The 16,567-nt window shown below is 62.4% G+C and carries 13 protein-coding genes; 10 read left to right on the top strand and 3 right to left on the bottom strand.

The window, feature by feature from the left end:
- The first annotated feature begins 1 nt into the window (after position 1).
- From NMB39_RS12195 to NMB39_RS12205, 3 genes are all read left to right on the top strand, one after another.
- Entirely contained in the window at positions 2 to 868 is an 867-nt protein-coding gene (locus NMB39_RS12195) for a pirin family protein (RefSeq protein ID WP_057025609.1), read from the top strand.
- A 124-nt stretch (positions 869 to 992) separates the two neighbouring features.
- Positions 993 to 2,438: a mechanosensitive ion channel domain-containing protein gene (locus tag NMB39_RS12200; RefSeq protein WP_494339176.1), complete on the top strand. Its 1,446-nt coding sequence runs from the start codon at positions 993 to 995 to the stop codon at positions 2,436 to 2,438.
- A 93-nt stretch (positions 2,439 to 2,531) separates the two neighbouring features.
- Positions 2,532 to 2,969 (top strand): carboxymuconolactone decarboxylase family protein, encoded by a 438-nt coding sequence (locus NMB39_RS12205; RefSeq protein ID WP_494339175.1) that lies wholly within the window; start codon positions 2,532 to 2,534, stop codon positions 2,967 to 2,969.
- 19 nt (positions 2,970 to 2,988) lie between these two features.
- On the opposite strand, the gene NMB39_RS12210 is transcribed toward NMB39_RS12205, so the two are convergent.
- Positions 2,989 to 5,136, bottom strand: a complete 2,148-nt coding sequence (locus tag NMB39_RS12210) for a TonB-dependent siderophore receptor (RefSeq protein WP_494339174.1) — start codon at positions 5,134 to 5,136, stop codon at positions 2,989 to 2,991.
- A gap of 190 nt (positions 5,137 to 5,326) precedes the next feature.
- Between NMB39_RS12210 and NMB39_RS12215 the strand changes: the two genes are divergently transcribed.
- Complete coding sequence (locus NMB39_RS12215) at positions 5,327 to 6,106, top strand: acetoin reductase (RefSeq protein ID WP_494339173.1); 780 nt, start codon at positions 5,327 to 5,329, stop codon at positions 6,104 to 6,106.
- Positions 6,107 to 6,242: 136 nt separating this feature from the next.
- Here NMB39_RS12215 and NMB39_RS12220 read toward each other — a convergent pair whose 3' ends face one another.
- Positions 6,243 to 8,099, bottom strand: coding sequence for a sigma-54-dependent Fis family transcriptional regulator (locus NMB39_RS12220; RefSeq protein WP_494339172.1), 1,857 nt, complete (start codon positions 8,097 to 8,099; stop codon positions 6,243 to 6,245).
- Between the two features lie 309 nt (positions 8,100 to 8,408).
- Here NMB39_RS12220 and NMB39_RS12225 point away from each other — a divergent pair, with 309 nt between their 5' ends.
- The 3 genes from NMB39_RS12225 to NMB39_RS12235 are packed head-to-tail and all read left to right on the top strand — an operon-like array spanning position 8,409 to position 11,532.
- Positions 8,409 to 9,386, top strand: a complete 978-nt coding sequence (locus NMB39_RS12225; RefSeq protein ID WP_494339171.1) for a thiamine pyrophosphate-dependent dehydrogenase E1 component subunit alpha — start codon at positions 8,409 to 8,411, stop codon at positions 9,384 to 9,386.
- A gap of 26 nt (positions 9,387 to 9,412) precedes the next feature.
- Positions 9,413 to 10,432, top strand: coding sequence for an alpha-ketoacid dehydrogenase subunit beta (locus NMB39_RS12230; protein WP_057025616.1), 1,020 nt, complete (start codon positions 9,413 to 9,415; stop codon positions 10,430 to 10,432).
- Positions 10,429 to 11,532, top strand: a complete 1,104-nt coding sequence (locus NMB39_RS12235) for an acetoin dehydrogenase dihydrolipoyllysine-residue acetyltransferase subunit (protein ID WP_494339170.1) — start codon at positions 10,429 to 10,431, stop codon at positions 11,530 to 11,532. Before NMB39_RS12230 ends, NMB39_RS12235 begins: the two co-directional genes overlap by 4 nt.
- A 116-nt stretch (positions 11,533 to 11,648) precedes the next feature.
- On the opposite strand, the gene NMB39_RS12240 is transcribed toward NMB39_RS12235, so the two are convergent.
- Complete coding sequence (locus tag NMB39_RS12240; protein ID WP_198720542.1) at positions 11,649 to 12,545, bottom strand: helix-turn-helix domain-containing protein; 897 nt, start codon at positions 12,543 to 12,545, stop codon at positions 11,649 to 11,651.
- 138 nt (positions 12,546 to 12,683) lie between these two features.
- Here NMB39_RS12240 and NMB39_RS12245 point away from each other — a divergent pair, with 138 nt between their 5' ends.
- From NMB39_RS12245 to NMB39_RS12255, 3 genes are read left to right on the top strand one after another with little or no spacing between them, the layout of a single operon-like run.
- Positions 12,684 to 14,042, top strand: coding sequence for a glutamine synthetase family protein (locus NMB39_RS12245; RefSeq protein WP_306958153.1), 1,359 nt, complete (start codon positions 12,684 to 12,686; stop codon positions 14,040 to 14,042).
- Between the two features lie 25 nt (positions 14,043 to 14,067).
- Positions 14,068 to 15,156 carry a polyamine ABC transporter substrate-binding protein gene (locus NMB39_RS12250; RefSeq protein ID WP_057025619.1) on the top strand — a complete coding sequence of 363 codons (1,089 nt, stop codon included), beginning with the start codon at positions 14,068 to 14,070 and terminating at the stop codon, positions 15,154 to 15,156.
- Complete coding sequence (locus NMB39_RS12255) at positions 15,153 to 16,445, top strand: NAD(P)/FAD-dependent oxidoreductase (RefSeq protein ID WP_494339169.1); 1,293 nt, start codon at positions 15,153 to 15,155, stop codon at positions 16,443 to 16,445. Before NMB39_RS12250 ends, NMB39_RS12255 begins: the two co-directional genes overlap by 4 nt.
- Positions 16,446 to 16,567 lie beyond the last annotated feature (122 nt).

The following is a 16,567-nucleotide window of genomic DNA, read 5'->3' on the forward strand; positions in this document are numbered from 1 at the left end:
CATGAAAAAGCTGATTGGTATCTACACCAGCCCTCGCGCCCACTGGGTCGGCGATGGCTTCCCGGTACGCACTTTGTTTTCCTACGACACCATGGGCAAGCACATCAGCCCATTCCTGTTGCTGGACCACGCCGGGCCGACCGAATTCACGCCCACCGAACAGCGCCGTGGCGTCGGCCAACACCCGCATCGCGGCTTTGAAACCGTGACTATCGTCTATGACGGCGAAGTCGAGCACCGCGATTCCACCGGTGCCGGCGGCAAGATCGGCCCCGGCGATGTGCAATGGATGACCGCGGCCAAGGGCATTCTCCACGAGGAGTTCCACTCCCAGGATTTCGCCCGTCGCGGCGGGGCGCTGGAAATGGTGCAACTGTGGGTCAACCTGCCGGCCAAGGACAAAATGGCCGATGCCGGCTACCAGACCATCATCGATGGCGATATTCCGGTGCTGCCACTGGCGAACGACGCTGGCAACCTGCGCCTGATCGCCGGTGAATTCGCCGGTGCTCATGGCCCGGCCCGTACCTTTACGCCGATTGACGTGTGGGACTTGCGCCTCAATGCCAATAAGGCGGTCACGCTGGACCTGCACGCCGGGCGTAATACGGCGCTGGTGATCCTCAGCGGCACTGTGCTGGTCAATGGCGATGAAGTTGCGCGCCAAGGTCAGCTGGCGCTGTTCGAGCGTGACGGTAACCAGGTCACCCTGGAGTCGAATGACGACGCCAAGGTGTTGCTGCTCAGCGGCGAACCCATCGACGAGCCCATCGTCGGCCACGGTCCGTTCGTGATGAACACCGAGCAGGAAATCCACCAAGCGTTCGCCGACTTCCAGTCGGGCAAGTTCGGGCAGATGCACGCCTGAATGCCGGGTTGGTTTAAATAACCCTTGTGGGAGGGGGCTTGCCTCCTCCCACATTTTTTCCTGCGCTATACCCGTCTTATCGATTTCATGCGATCTTCTCGGCATTCGCCCTGGAGTCGCCTGGATGCCCTCATTTATCGCTGATCACCCGATGCTGTGCGCCGTGGCGTTGATCTTTATCGACATCGCCGTGTGGCGTCTTATCTCCGCCGACCTGGCCAACTGGAAACTCGCCGCGCGGTTGGTGATCTTCGCGGTATTCAGCGTCGTGTTGTTCAACGACGGCATGAACCCCATGCAAGGGGCGCCCTATGCTGACGACACCACCTTGCACCTGGCCGCCACGGCGTTGCAGATCGGCTGGTGGTTGTTCGCTGCGCGCACCCTGACGGTGTTGCTCGGCGCGGTGATGATGCAGCGGGTCGGGCATACCGGGCGCTTGTTGCAAGACCTGATGGGCGCGGTGATCTTCCTGATCGCGATCATCGCCGCCATGGCCTATGTGCTCGACCTGCCGGTCAAGGGCGTGCTGGCCACCTCCGGGGCGGTGGCGATCATCGTCGGCCTGGCGTTGCAAAGTACCTTGAGCGACGTGTTTTCCGGGATCGTCCTCAATACCACCAAGCCTTACCAGATCGATGACTGGATCTCCATCGACGGCACCGAAGGCCGTGTCACCGATATCGACTGGCGCGCCACGCGTTTGCAAACCTCCCAGGGCAGCCTGGCGGTGATCCCCAATTCCCTGGCGGCCAAGGCTAAGATCATCAACTTCTCGCGCCCGGCGGACATGTTCGGCCTGGCAGTGAGCCTGCAAGTCAGCCCCCACGCACGTCCGCAAACCGTGATCGAGGCCCTGGAACGGGCAATGCAGGGCTGCCGGCCATTACTGGCCCAGCCCGCCCCGAGCGTGGCGTTCAAAGCCTCGACCAGTGGCGGCGTCGAATATGAAATCAGCGGGTTCGTACCGGCCATGGGCCTCAAGCGCGAAACGCGCAACCTGCTTTACGATTTGGCCTACCGGCACTTGCAGGCGGCGGGCGTGGGGCTGCTGTCCGCCACCGAGGGCAGCACGCCGCCAACCGTGTCCGGCGCCCGGGCGTTGCTGGAACGCTCGTCGATTTTCTCCACCTTGCGCCAGGAAGAAAAAGACACCTTCAGCCAGAACATGACCCTGCATACCTACCGCGCCGGCGAGATGATCCTGGCGGCGGGGGAGGTCAGCGATCACTTGTTCATCATCGAATCCGGCGTGGTCTCGGTGCTGTTGGTCAAGGACGGGCACCAGTTCGAGGCTGGGCGCATGGGCCCCGGGGAGGTGATCGGCGAATCCGGCATCCTCTCGGAACAGGCGGCGCTGGCAGATTTTTCGGCCAAGACCTACTGCACGCTTTATCGCATCGAAAATGAATACCTCAAGCCCTGCCTGGACGCACGGCATGATATCGGCGAAGCCATGAAGGCGCTGCTGGACTTCCGTCGGCATGCCGCCCAGGCCCTGACCGAAGACGCGCCCGTGGTGCCGGTGAAGAAGGGTTTCCTGCAATGGCTGCGCAAGCGTGGCCTGTAGATTGGTCACCTGTTCTTCGCCCGGATTGGCTATTCCTCCAGGACGCCTTGGTGACTAACCTGCTCACCAATCCCACCGTTCTGGAGCAACACCATGCAAACCCGTACCGATTTCTACACCGCTTCCCCAGACGCCATGAAAGCCATGCTGGCGCTGGAAGCGGCGGTCGGCAAACTCTCCATCGAATTGCCGCTGCTGGAACTGGTGCGCCTGCGCGTCTCGCAGATCAACGGCTGCGCGTTCTGCCTGGACATGCACACCGCCGACGCCCGCAAGGGTGGCGAAACCGAGCGGCGCTTGTACACCGTGTCGGCCTGGCGCGAGACCCCATTCTTTACCCCGCGTGAACGCGCCGCGCTGGCCTGGGCTGAAAGCCTGACCCTGCTCAGCCAGACCCACGCCCCAGATGCAGACTTCGATGCCCTGGCCGCCGAGTTCAGCCCACAGGAACAAGTCGACCTGAGCGTGGCCATCGCCACCATCAACAGCTGGAACCGCCTGGCGGTGGGCTTTCGCAAGATGCCCAAGTAACTTCTGCAGGCCGGGTGAATCAGAAATTCACCGATGCACTCAAGCGCGCCGTCAACGGCGCGCCCTGGAACAGGTAGTCATCGCCCATGTACTCGCCCGCATCGCGCCAGTAGCGCTTGTCGAACAGGTTGTCGACGCTCAGGCGAAACACCGTTTCATACCCATCGACCTTGGTGGTGTAGCGGCTGCCGAGATTGACCACTGCATAGTCGCCCACCTCCACAGTGCCGTTGCGGTTGGCCGACTTCCTGGCGCTGTATTGCACACCGCCCAGCACCGCCAGCCCATTGACCCACGGCAACGCATAGTCGGCGTACACACTGGCACGCAGTTTGGGCACATTGATCGCCTGATGGCCTTCATAGTCCGGGGTGCCGCTGCCACTCACCCGTGCGCGGGTGGCGGCCACGCTGGTTGCGATTTGCAGGCGCTCGGTGGCCCAGCCGTTGGCGGACAGTTCCAAGCCGGTGTTTTTCTGCTGGCCCTGTTGTACGTAGATGAAGTGGCTACCTTCGGGCTTGGCGTACTGATAAGCCTGGCGTGTCTGGAATACGGCGGCGGCGAAACTGATGCGGCGCCAGTCGTATTTCACGCCGGCTTCGATCTGGCGTGACACTGTAGGTGCCAGGGTTACATCCTTGTTGTCAGCGAACCACGGCGCGGTGCCACCCAGTGACAGGCCCTTGCTGTAGCTGGTGTACAGCGAGATGTTCTCAATCGGCTTATAGATCAGCGAGGCCTGGGGCAGGAACACATACTGCTGGGTATGCCGTGACTCAGTGCCGTTCTTGTCGAAAGCCTTTTCATCCAGGCGCACTTCACGCCCACCCAGAATGGTTTGCCATTGCTCATTGAAGCGAATTCGGTCGGTGACGAACAACCCGTACTGGCGGCTGTCGAGGTTGCGATGGCTATCATTGAGCGGCTTGTCGGTGGGTGGGAAGCTCGGCGCATCCTGATGGATATTGCCGCTGCCGATGTATTCATTGACCGAGTCGCGCTTGTCGACCACCCGGCGAAACGCACTGGTGCCCAAGGTCAACTCATGGCCCAGGCCGGCGGTGTCGAACAGCCCGGTCATGGTCGCCTGGATTTCATCATCGCGGCGGGTGTCGTCGGGGCTGCGGTAGTCGTAGATGTCGTAGTCACCTTCGGGGCTGAAGGTGTTGGCATTGCAGTTGCTGACGTAATAGCAGCCCCAGGCAAACGAACTGTAGTCATCAATCACCACCTTGCTACGCGCCGCGCTGATATTACCCTTCCACTGGTCGCTGAAACGGTACTCGAACTTGCCGTTGAGGTTCAGCGAATCGATCCCCACTTGCTTGCCGCCGCTCTGATGCCCCAGCAGCCTCTTCGGTGAGGCGTCGTGGGGCACTTCGGTGCCACCCAACAGTTGGTAACCCGGCACCGAGCGCTGTTGCTTGTTCTGGTATTCGGCATCCAGTTGCAGCAGGGCGTCGGGGCTGATGTTCCAGTCCAAGGCCAGGGACACAAAATCGCGCTGGCCATTGGCGTGTTCCACATAGGAATTGAGGTCTTCATGGGCGACATTGGCGCGCAGGCCCAATTGCTGCTCGCTGCCAAACCAGCCACCGACGTCCGTGGCGATATAGCCGCTGCCGCGATCGTCGGTAGAGATGGTTACCGAGCGTACATCTTCAGGGCGCTTGGTCACGTAGTTGATCACGCCGCTGGGCTCGGAAATGCCGCTCTGCAACCCGGCCAGGCCCTTGAGCACTTCCACCTGCTGCTTGTTTTCCAGGGCGACGTTCTGCTCGCCGGTGATGGTGCGCCCATTGATCTTGTAGCTGCTGGCCGCGTTCAGCGAGAAGCCACGCACCACGAAATTTTCGTAATAGCCAATCGGCGCATAGCTGTCACCCACCGACGCATCGTTGCGCAGCACTTCACTGAGCAGGCGCGCTTGCTGGTCCTTGATCAGGGCGGCGTTGATCACCGTAATCGAGGCCGGCGTGTCCAGCAACGGTGCTTCATCGAAACCGCCCACCGAGGCAGTTTCGTTACGGTAGCCGGACTCATCCTGCCCCTGGACCTTGACCGCCGGCAGTTCAATCTCCGCGGCCAGGCTGCTGCCGATACCGCCGCTGAGCAGCAGGCCGAGAGCCAAACGTGTACTGACGACGGGACGAAAACGCAAAACCATGGGGCAGGGCCTTATAGCGCAGGGCGGGGGCGCATAAGCTAGGCATAACGGCCAGGTTTTACAAGCGTTCGGTACGCGCGCGTGTGCTGAGACACGGCGTCTCAACCCCTACGCCAAACCCCTTGCGCCTCGACAGCCCCGGCAGGCATCTGCGATAGACAAGGCTCTCTCATCCTTGCAGGAGATCGTCATGAGTATTGCTGGAAAAGTTGCGCTGGTGACCGGCGCCGGGCAGGGCATTGGCCGGGCCATCGCCCTGCGCCTGGCACAGGAGGGGGCCGACATCGCCCTGGTCGACATCAATGGTGCCAAGCTTGAAGCCGTGGCCGCAGAAGTGTTGGCCCTGGGGCGCAAGGCCTCGGTGTTTATCGCCGACGTGTCCAAGCGCGATCAGGTGGTGGCGGCAGTTGAGCATGCACACCAGACCCTTGGCGGCTTCGACATCATCGTCAATAACGCCGGTATCGCGCAGATCGACTCATTGCTGGACGTCAGCCCGGAACAGGTCGAGCGCACCCTTGGTATCAATGTGCAAGGCGTGTTATGGGGTATCCAGGCCGCCGGCAAGAAATTCAAGGCGCTCAAGCAAAAGGGCAAGATCATCAATGCCTGCTCTATCGCCGGCCATGAAGGCTTTGCGCTGCTGGGCGTGTACTCGGCCACCAAGTTCGCCGTGCGTGCCCTGACCCAGGCGGCGGCCAAGGAACTGGCAAGCGCCGGGATCACGGTCAATGCCTACTGCCCAGGCGTGGTGGGTACCGATATGTGGGTGGAGATCGACAAGCGCATGGCCGAGATTACCGGGGCCGAGGTGGGGGCGACCTACAAGAAGTACGTGGACGGAATTGCCCTGGGCCGTGCGCAAACGCCGGAGGATGTGGCTGGGTTGGTGGCCTACCTGGCCGGGCCGGATGCGGACTACATGACCGGGCAAGCGCCGTTAATCGACGGTGGCTTGGTCTACCGCTGACCTCTCAAGACCTGCCCGGTCAAATGTGGGAGGGGGCTTGCCCCCTCCCACATTTGGATCGTGGTGCATCAGTTAGATAGCTATAAGCTGAAGGAGCAAGTCGCACCGCTCCTCCCACATGTTCGATCCCGTTGTATCAGTGCTTGCCGGGCATGTCGATGCCCAGTTGGTTGACCCGGCGGTACAGGGTAGCCCGGGAAATACCCAGTGCCTGTGCCGTCGGCAACGGCTTCCAGCGGTGCCGGACCAACGCATCCAGCACCACCTGACGTTCGGGGCTCACGCTCGGTTCTGCAGCCAGCGAAACCTGTTCGCCGCGCACTTGCACCGGTAGATCCGCCAACTGGATGGTCCCGCCCTCACACACGGCACAGGCATACGCCAGTACGTGGTGCAACTGGCGCACATTGCCCGGCCAGGCATAGCCCAGCAGCCGTTCCAGTGCAGCCTGGCCGATGCCGACCGAGACGCCGCCGCGTGCTTGCTGCTCCAGCAACCGGTTGATCAGTGCCAGCTTGTCACTGCGTTCGCGCAGCGGCGGCAGGCAAAAGCGCGCGCAGCCGAGGCGGAAGTACAGGTCTTCGCGAAAGCGCCCGTCGCTGACCAGCGCGGCCAGGTCACGGTGGCTGGCGCAGATCACTTGGATGTCCACAGTGCGGCTCTTGGCCCCGCCCAGGGGCGCGACTTCACCTTCGGCCATCACCCGCAGCAGGCGCGTCTGCAACGCCAGCGGCATATCGCCGATTTCATCGAGGAACAACGTACCGCCATCGGCCTGTACCAACAGCCCCTGCATGCCTTTGCTGGATGCACCGGTAAAAGCCCCTGCCACGTAGCCGAACAGCTCGCTTTCAATCAGGTTCTCGGGGATCGCTGCGCAGTTGACCGCGACAAAGGGCCCCGTACGCCGGGCGCTGCGTTCGTGCAGTTGGCGAGCGAAAACTTCCTTGCCGGCGCCGGTTTCCCCCTGCACCAGTACCGGCAGGTTGCGGTCCTTGACGCGTACGGCCAGGCGCAGGTGTTCTTCCACCCGCGGGTCGACCTGAGTGTGCGCAACGGCTCGCGTCGGTTTGCGTCGCGGGGTATTGACCCTCACGTGCAATACGCCAGGCTCTCCCAGCCATTGCAGGTGTTGGGTCGATTGGTCCGTCACCGAGCGCAACGCATCCAGGTCGAACACTTCACCGATGTAGTCGGGCACCTGGCCGAAGCGCCGGCGCAATGCCTGGCGCGCCTTGCTGTTCAGGGCCCGTAGCCGGCCGTCCTGATCCCATGCCAGCAGCAGGTCCGGCTGGCTGTCCACATAGCCTGGTGTGCCGTGGGCCTGGAGCACCCAATGCTCGCGGGCACTGTGCATGAAGAAGGCGTTTTCGATGGCTTGCGCACTCTGCGCCACCATCTGCCGCACCAGGTGCTGGCTGCGTCGGTCATCCGGGGATTTGAGCGCCGAGGCGTCCATCACCCCCAGCAGGTTGCCCTGGGGGTCGAAGATCGGGGCGGCGGAACAGGTCAGGCCGATAAAGGCGGCACGGAAATGGTCGCGCTTGTGCACGGTCACGGCGGCTTTGCTGGTCAGCACCGTGGCCACGCCGCAGGTGCCTTCCTCGGCTTCCGACCAACAGGTGCCGAGATACAGGCCGGCTTTGCGACAGTCGCTGCGAATGGCGGTGTCCACGCGGTGGTCGAGGGTCTGGCCCTGGGCGTCGGTGAGCATCACGCAGTAGTCGGCGTGGCGCACACGGTGGTGCAGTTGCCCGACTTCTTCGCCGGCGATGCGCATGAACAGCTCAGCGCGCTCGCGGCATTCCTTGAGCAAGGGTTCGGTGAGAATGCGCGGCCCCTGCAGCGACCCGGGGTCGAGGTGGTATTGCTCCATGGAACGGCGCCATGAATCGAAAATCAGCGCCGGCACCGGCGCCTGGGGCAGTCGATCGGCATTGCGGACCACGCGACTGACGCAGTCGACGTGTTCTCTGGAGTTCGCGGCGAGCATAAGGCCTCCGGTTCTCGATCCTTGTTGTTATGCCCGCCATTAAGCGCCCATGGGCGCCGACCGACAAGGTTGGCCTGACCAACAGCCAGCGCTGAGACGCAGCGTCTCAGTCCGCCTGAGACGGAGCCTGCACTGTGCAATGGCGGGTCTCATTCTGCGCTGGCATGGCGCTGCGTTACAACCGTCCGGCACTGCTCTGGGTCAAGGCTTTGCCGGTTTTTCGTGGGCCTTGGCACAGCCTGTGCTCAAGCGATTACAGCTGGCCGCAGCCAGCCTTTTGTGTGTCGAGACAACCTGGAGAACAACAAGATGTCCACTCACCTGTCCACCGATCAATTGCTGCATGCCTACACAGTGATGCGCACCATTCGTGACTTCGAAGAACGCCTGCATGTGGAATTCGCCACCGGCGAGATCCCTGGTTTCGTGCACCTGTATGCCGGCCAGGAAGCCAGCGCTGCCGGGGTCATGGCGCACCTCAACGATGAAGACTGCATCGCCTCCAACCACCGTGGTCACGGCCATTGCATCGCCAAGGGCGTGGATGTGTTCGGCATGATGGCCGAGATCTACGGCAAGAAAACCGGCGTGTGCGGCGGCAAGGGCGGCTCCATGCATATTGCCGACCAAGAGAAGGGCATGCTCGGCGCCAACGGCATTGTCGGTGCCGGTGCGCCGTTGGCGGCAGGCGCTGCGCTGGCCTCCAAGCTCAAGGGCAGCCAGGGCGTGGCCGTGGCGTTCTTCGGCGACGGCGGCTCCAACGAGGGCGCGGTGTTCGAGGCGATGAACCTGGCGTCGATCATGAAGCTGCCGTGCCTGTTCGTCGCCGAGAACAACGGCTATGCCGAGGCCACCGGTTCCGGCTGGTCGGTGGCATGCAAGGACATTGCCGAGCGGGCAGTAGGCTTTGGCATGCCGGGGGGGATTGTCGATGGCAATGATTTCTTCGCGGTGCACGCGGCGCTGGGCGTGGCGGTGGAGCGCGCACGGCAGGGCGAAGGGCCGACTTTGGTGGAAGTGAAGCTCAGCCGCTTCTATGGCCACTTCGAAGGCGATGCACAAACCTACCGGGGCCCGGATGAAGTCAAGAACCTGCGCGAATCCCACGACTGCCTCGCCCTGTTCCGCCAGCGCTGCAATGCCGAAGGCTGGCTCGATGCCGCGCAGTTCGAACGTATCGACCGCGAGGTCGCGCAATTGATCGACGACGCGGTGCGCCTGGCCAAGTCCGATCCCAAGCCCCAGGCCGCCGACCTGCTCAGTGATGTCTACGTCGCTTACCGCTAATAACAACAACAGGTGGAGAAAATCCCATGGCTCGCAAAATCAGCTATCAGCAGGCAATCAACGAAGCCCTCGCCCAGGAAATGCGCCGGGACCAGAGCGTGTTCATTATTGGCCAGGATGTGTCCGGCGGCACCGGTTCGCCCGGCGAGCAGGACGCCTGGGGTGGTGTGCTGGGGGTGACCAAAGGTCTTTACCCTGAGTTCCCGGAGCGCGTACTCGACGCGCCGTTGTCCGAAGTCGGCTACGTCGGCATGGCCGTCGGCGCCGCCACTCGTGGCATGCGCCCGGTGTGCGAGTTGATGTTTGTCGACTTTATCGGCTGCTGCCTAGACCAGTTGCTCAACCAGGCCGCCAAGTTTCGCTACATGTTCGGCGGCAAGACCACCACGCCGCTGGTAGTGCGTGCCATGTACGGCGCCGGCCTGCGCGCGGCCGCCCAGCATTCGCAGATGCTCACCTCGATGTGGACGCACATTCCCGGCCTCAAGGTGGTGTGCCCGGCTACGCCGTATGACGCCAAGGGCATGTTGATCCAGGCGATCCGCGACAATGACCCGGTGATCTTCCTCGAGCACAAGATGCTCTACAGCCTGCAAGGCGAAGTGCCGGAAGAGCTCTACACCGTGCCGTTCGGCGAGGCCAATTTTGTGCGCGAAGGTCGCGATGTGACCCTGGTGACCTACGGGCGCATGGTGCACGTCGCCCTGGAAGCCGCCGCCAACCTGGCGCGTCAGGGCATCGACTGCGAGGTGCTGGACCTGCGTACCACCAGCCCGCTGGACGAAGACAGCATCCTTGAGAGTGTGGAAAAAACCGGGCGCCTGGTGGTGATCGACGAGTCCAACCCGCGTTGTTCCATCGCCACCGACATCAGTGCGTTGGTGGCCCAGCAAGGCTTTTCTTTCCTGCGTGCGCCGATCGAGATGGTCACTGCGCCGCACACACCGGTGCCGTTTTCCGATGCGCTGGAAGACCTGTACATCCCCAACGCGACGAAGATCGAGGCCGCGGTGCTGAAGATCGCCGACAGGAGGAATGCCGCATGATCCATACCTTGACCATGCCCAAGTGGGGGCTGTCGATGACCGAAGGCCGCATCGATGTCTGGCTCAAGCAGCCCGGCGACCGGGTGGAGAAGGGCGAGGAGGTGTTGGACGTGGAAACCGACAAGATCTCCAGCAGTGTCGAAGCGCCGTTCAGCGGTGTATTGCGCCGAGTGCTGGCGCTGAGCGACGAGACCTTGCCGGTGGGCGCGCTGCTGGGGATCGTGGTGGAAGGTGAGGCCAGCGAGGCGCAGATCGATGCGGTGATCGACAGCTTCAACGCCGGCTTTGTCTCCAGCCGCACCGAAGCCGAAGCCACCGGGCCGAGTGCGCAGAAGATCGAGGTGGGCGGGCGCCTGTTGCGCTATCTCGACCTGGGCGAAGGCGCTACACCGCTGGTGCTGGTGCATGGTTTTGGCGGCGACTTGAACAACTGGCTGTTCAACCAACCGGCCCTTGCCGCCGAACGCCGGGTGATCGCCCTGGACCTGCCAGGGCATGGCGAGTCGGGCAAGGCCCTGCAAACGGGGGACGCCGAGGAACTGAGCCAGGCGGTGCTGGCCTTGCTCGATCACCTCCGGCTTGATCGCGTGCACCTGGCCGGGCACTCCATGGGCGGGCTGGTCAGCCTGACGGTCGCGCGCCAGGCACCCGCGCGCGTTGCCTCACTGACCCTGATCGCCAGCGCCGGGCTGGGGGCGGCTATCAATGGCGATTACCTGCACGGTTTTACCGAGGCCAACAACCGTAATGCGCTCAAGCCGCAACTGGTGCAACTGTTCAGCGACCCGGCGCTGGTGACGCGGCAGATGCTGGAGGACATGCTCAAGTTCAAGCGCTTGGAAGGCGTGGATCAGGCCTTGAAGCGACTCAATGCGCAGTTGTTTGACGGCGGGCGCCAGCGCGTGGATTTGCGCAACGTGGTGGGGCAGCAACCGAGCCTGGTGATCTGGGGCAGTGACGATGCAATCATCCCGGCCGACCATGCCCAGGGCCTGGAGGCCCAGGTGGAGATCCTGCCGGGCCAGGGGCATATGGTGCAGTTGGAAGCGGCGGAACAGGTCAACCAACTGATCGCAACCTTCCTCGAATCCCAGCCTTGAAATGCGATCCCCTGTGGGAGGGGGCTTGCTCCCGATAGCGGTGGGTCAGTCTCAGTATCAGGTGACTGATCTACCACCATCGGGAGCAAGCCCCCTCCCACATTTTTGACTGCATTTCAAAGTGAGCGCTTGAGCGTTTCGCTGGGCAGTTCCTTGAACAATCCCCGATAGCTGTTAGAGAACCGCCCCAAATGCCAGAACGACCAGTTCATCGCCACTTCGGCAACCGTCGTGTTCGTCGCGCTCAACAGCTCCCGTCGCGCCCCATTCAAGCGGCGCATCCTTAACCACTGCGCCGGGCTCATCCCGGTATAGGTCTTGAAACCTTGCTGCAATTGGCGCAACGGCACGCCGGCAATCTGCGCCAGTTCCAGCAGGTTGACGCTTTCATCCGGCGCATCCGCCGTCCATTCGCCGATGCGCGCCATCAACCGGCGTGCTTCGCTGCGCTTTTGCAATGAGTCGCGGTCCAGGCACACGCAGGCGTTGTCGAGGATAAACAGGCAGTCGTCGAGCAGTTGCTGGGTAAGGGCATCGCGGCTGATGGGGTCGGTCAGTGCCGACAAACGTGTCAGCGTGCCACTGAGCCAGCGGGTGAACAGCGCGTTCTGCTGGCACCTCAGCGGAGCCATGAACAACCCTTCAAGTTTTGCTACGTCCAACCCATGGCGCTGTACAAACTGCGGGCCGAACACCACCGCCACTTCACGGTAGTTTTCCGGGGTGATCCAGGTGTTGCGGCTTTCGCCATTGAGCATATACAGGCTGTTGTCGCTGCCGTCGAAACAGAACGCCAGGGCCCCGGGTGGTGCATTGAAATGCTGTTCCACGCGGGTGTTCATGCACTCCTCGTATACCTGCACGCCTTGCAGGTCGAGGTAGCGTACCCGCCCGGCAAAATGCCCGGGGGACATCTGCTGGTACTGCTGCACCCAACCGGGTGTCGCACTGCATTGGGCGGCTACATCGCCGGTAGCGAAGGCCTGTACGCGCAAAGCGGTTGCCTGTGTCATGGGTGATCCGTGCGCACTCTATTGGTGCGTTGTGCTGCGTGCAAAGTGGATAGATGCGGTTTGAAGGCTGGCCCAAGATAGACCTCAATGCGCCGCAAGTACAAGCCGGCGTCGCATCCCACCCAAGACGAGGTCCTTATGAACGCCCCCTTCGATCAGCTCTCCACCTGGCTGAAAGAACACAAGATTACCGAAGTCGAATGCGTGATCAGTGATTTGACTGGCATCGCGCGCGGCAAGATTGCACCCACCAACAAGTTCCTGCATGAGCGAGGCATGCGCCTGCCGGAAAGTGTGTTGCTGCAAACGGTAACCGGGGACTTTGTCGACGACGATATCTACTACGACCTGCTCGACCCGGCCGATATCGACATGATCTGCCGCCCGGTGGCCAACGCCACCTACATGGTGCCCTGGGCCATCGAGCCCACGGCCATCGTGATTCACGACACCTTCGACAAACAGGGCAACCCCATCGAACTGTCGCCGCGCAACGTGCTCAAGAAAGTCTTGCAGCTCTACACCGACCAGGGCTGGCAGCCGATTGTCGCGCCGGAAATGGAGTTCTACCTGACCCAGCGCTGCGAAGACCCGGACCTGCCGTTGAAGACGCCTATCGGCCGCTCCGGGCGTGCCGAAACCGGGCGCCAATCGTTTTCCATCGACGCCGCCAACGAATTCGACCCGCTGTTCGAAGACGTCTATGACTGGTGCGAAGCCCAGGGCCTGGACCTCGACACGCTGATCCACGAAGACGGCCCGGCGCAGATGGAAATCAACTTTCGCCACGGCGATGCCCTGGACCTCGCCGACCAGATCACCGTATTCAAGCGCACCCTGCGTGAGGCCGCGCTCAAGCACAACGTCGCCGCGACCTTCATGGCCAAGCCGGTGGCCGATGAACCGGGCAGTGCCATGCACCTGCACCAGAGCGTGGTGGAGATCGCCACCGGCAAGCCAGTGTTCGTCGATGCCGACGGCCGCATGACCCCCTTGTTTTTGCATCACATCGGCGGCTTGCAGAAGTACATCCCCAAGCTGCTGCCGATGTTTGCGCCCAACGTCAACTCGTTCCGCCGCTTCCTGCCGGACACTTCGGCGCCGGTCAACGTCGAGTGGGGCGAAGAGAACCGCACCGTTGGCCTGCGTGTGCCCACCTCCAGCCCGGAGGCGATGCGTGTGGAAAACCGCTTGCCGGGCGCCGATGCCAACCCGTACCTGGCGATTGCCGCCAGCCTGTTGTGTGGCTACCTGGGCATGATCGAGCAGATCGAACCCAGTGCGCCGGTGGAAGGCCGCGCCTATGAACGGCGCAACCTGCGCTTGCCGTTCACCCTTGAGGATGCGCTGGCACGTATGGAGGACTGCGACACGGTCAAGCAGTACCTGGGAGAGAAATTCGTGCGCGGCTACGTCGCGGTCAAGCGCGCCGAGCACGAGAACTTCAAGCGGGTGATCAGTTCCTGGGAGCGTGAGTTCCTGCTATTGAGTGTCTAAAAACAATCATAAAAGGGGTGTCGATATGCGTCTTGTGAACAAGCTTCTCCCGCTGGCCCTGGTGGCGGCATTCAGCAGTGCCGGTCAGGCCGCGCCGACGGTCAGCGTCTATAACTGGACTGATTACATTGGCGAGACTACCTTGGCGGATTTCCAGGCGAAAACCGGGATCAAGGTGATCTACGATGTGTTCGACTCCAATGAAACCCTGGAGGGCAAGTTGCTTGCCGGGCGTACCGGTTATGACGTGGTGGTGCCGTCCAACCATTTCCTGGCGCGCCAGGTGAAGGCCGGCGCGTTCCTCAAGCTCGACCGTGCGCAGTTGCCCAACTTCAAGAACCTCGACCCCAAACTGCTCAAGTTGCTGGAGCAGAACGACCCGGGTAACGCCCACTCGGTGCCGTACCTGTGGGGCACCAATGGCATCGGCTACAACGTCGACAAGGTCAAGCAGGTGCTGGGCATCGACCATATCGATTCGTGGGCGGTGCTGTTCGAACCCGAGAACATCAAGAAGCTCAACCAGTGCGGCGTGGCCTTCCTCGACTCGGCGGACGAACTGTTCCCGGCGATCCTTAACTACATGGGCAAGGACCCACGCAGCGAGAACCCCGAGGACTACAAGCAAGCCGAGGCCAAGTTGCTGACGTTGCGGCCGTACGTTACCTATTTCCATTCCTCCAAATACATTTCGGACCTGGCCAACGGCGATATTTGCGTCGCGTTCGGCTATTCCGGCGATGTATTCCAGGCCGCCAACCGCGCCAAGGAAGCCAAGAACGGGGTGAACATTGCCTACTCGATTCCCAAGGAAGGCTCCAACCTGTGGTTCGACCTGCTGGCGATCCCGGCAGACGCCACCAACCCCAAGCAGGCCCACGCCTTTATCAACTACCTGCTCGACCCCGAAGTGATCGCCAAGGTCAGCGCCTCGGTGGGCTACGCCAACGCCAACCCGGCGGCGAAGCCGTTCATGGCCCCGGAACTGGTGGACAACCCCGAGGTGTACCCGCCCCAGGCAGTGCTCGACAAACTCTATATTTCCACCACGCCGACCCCGGCAACCATGCGCCTGATGACCCGCGCCTGGAGCAAAGTGAAGACCAACAAATGATGCTGTCCCATGACCACGCCCAGTCCTATTATCGCGCCTCGGCCCACACATTGCCTGAGCGTGCCGCCCTGGGTACAGACCTGAGCGCCGATGTGTGTGTGATCGGCGGCGGTTTTACCGGCGTCAACACCGCCATCGAACTGGCCCAGCGCGGGCTCTCGGTGATCCTGCTGGAAGCTCGGCGCATTGGCTGGGGTGCCAGTGGGCGCAACGGCGGGCAGTTGATCCGTGGCATCGGCCATGATGTCTCGGGGTTTGCCAAATACGTGGGTGAGGAGGGCGTGCGTTACCTGGAGCGGGCCGGCATCGACTCGGTGGCGTTGGTGGGCCAGCGCATTGTCGAGCATGGCATCGATTGCGACCTGCGCTGGGGCTTCTGTGAGCTGGCCAACACCCCGGCGCAGTTTGCCGCGTTCAGGGGCGAACAGGCGCACCTGGCGGCCCTTGGCTATGCCCCTGAAACCCGACTGGTCGGTGCGCAGGACATGGCGCAGGTGGTGGGCTCGAAGGTGTATGCCGGTGGCCTGGTCGACATGGGCTCAGGGCATCTGCACCCGCTCAACCTGGTGCAGGGGGAGGCCCGGGTGGCCGAGGCCCTCGGCGTAAAGATCTTCGAGCACACGCAAGTGCTGGAACTGATCCATGGCGACACCGTGCAGGTACGCTGCGCCACGGGCACTGTGCGCGCCGCCCGGCTGGTGCTGGCGTGTAATGCGCACCTGGAAGACCTGGAACCGCGTTTGAGCGGCAAGGTGCTGCCGGCCGGCAGTTACATCATTGCTACCGAGCCGCTGCCTGAACGCGTGGCGCAACAGTTGATCCCACAGAACCTGGCGCTGTGCGACCAGAAAGTCGGCCTGGATTACTACCGGCTTTCCGCTGACCGACGCCTGTTGTTCGGCGGCGCCTGCCATTACTCGGGGCGCGATCCCCAGGACATCGCCGCGTATATGCGCCCGAAAATGCTCAAGGTGTTCCCGCAACTGGCCAACACCACCATCGAGTTCCAGTGGGGCGGCAAGATCGGCATCACCGCCAACCGCTTTCCCCAGGTCGGACGGTTGCAGCAGTACCCGAATGTGTTCTATGCCCAGGGCTATTCCGGCCATGGCCTCAACGTCACGCACTGGTGCGCACGGCTGCTGGCCGAAGCAATTCACGCCGGCGGCAGCCGTGGCCTGGATATCTTCAGCCAGGTGCCGCACATGACCTTCCCGGGCGGCAAGGCACTGCGCTCGCCGCTGCTGGCGCTGGGCATGTTGTGGTATCGGTTGCGCGAGATGCTCTGACCCCAGGCGGTGTTTAAAGGGGCGGGGCAGTGTGGCGAAAAGCGGAAGGGCTTTTTTCAAGACACTTTTTCCGTCCCTTGCCTACTGACCGTACGGTTAGTTACCCGCGTGCAAATCTTTGC

It is taken from the genome of Pseudomonas sp. FBCC-B545 (assembly GCF_059134095.1).

What these genes read in the sequence shown, in the direction of transcription:
- NMB39_RS12195 (WP_057025609.1), top strand. Translation starts at nt 2, where the DNA reads ATGAAAAAGCTGATTGGTATCTACACCAGCCCTCGCGCCCACTGGGTC.
- NMB39_RS12200 (WP_494339176.1), top strand. Translation starts at nt 993, where the DNA reads ATGCCCTCATTTATCGCTGATCACCCGATGCTGTGCGCCGTGGCGTTG.
- NMB39_RS12205 (WP_494339175.1), top strand. Translation starts at nt 2,532, where the DNA reads ATGCAAACCCGTACCGATTTCTACACCGCTTCCCCAGACGCCATGAAA.
- NMB39_RS12210 (WP_494339174.1), bottom strand. Translation starts at nt 5,136, where the DNA reads ATGGTTTTGCGTTTTCGTCCCGTCGTCAGTACACGTTTGGCTCTCGGC.
- NMB39_RS12215 (WP_494339173.1), top strand. Translation starts at nt 5,327, where the DNA reads ATGAGTATTGCTGGAAAAGTTGCGCTGGTGACCGGCGCCGGGCAGGGC.
- NMB39_RS12220 (WP_494339172.1), bottom strand. Translation starts at nt 8,099, where the DNA reads ATGCTCGCCGCGAACTCCAGAGAACACGTCGACTGCGTCAGTCGCGTG.
- NMB39_RS12225 (WP_494339171.1), top strand. Translation starts at nt 8,409, where the DNA reads ATGTCCACTCACCTGTCCACCGATCAATTGCTGCATGCCTACACAGTG.
- NMB39_RS12230 (WP_057025616.1), top strand. Translation starts at nt 9,413, where the DNA reads ATGGCTCGCAAAATCAGCTATCAGCAGGCAATCAACGAAGCCCTCGCC.
- NMB39_RS12235 (WP_494339170.1), top strand. Translation starts at nt 10,429, where the DNA reads ATGATCCATACCTTGACCATGCCCAAGTGGGGGCTGTCGATGACCGAA.
- NMB39_RS12240 (WP_198720542.1), bottom strand. Translation starts at nt 12,545, where the DNA reads ATGACACAGGCAACCGCTTTGCGCGTACAGGCCTTCGCTACCGGCGAT.
- NMB39_RS12245 (WP_306958153.1), top strand. Translation starts at nt 12,684, where the DNA reads ATGAACGCCCCCTTCGATCAGCTCTCCACCTGGCTGAAAGAACACAAG.
- NMB39_RS12250 (WP_057025619.1), top strand. Translation starts at nt 14,068, where the DNA reads ATGCGTCTTGTGAACAAGCTTCTCCCGCTGGCCCTGGTGGCGGCATTC.
- NMB39_RS12255 (WP_494339169.1), top strand. Translation starts at nt 15,153, where the DNA reads ATGATGCTGTCCCATGACCACGCCCAGTCCTATTATCGCGCCTCGGCC.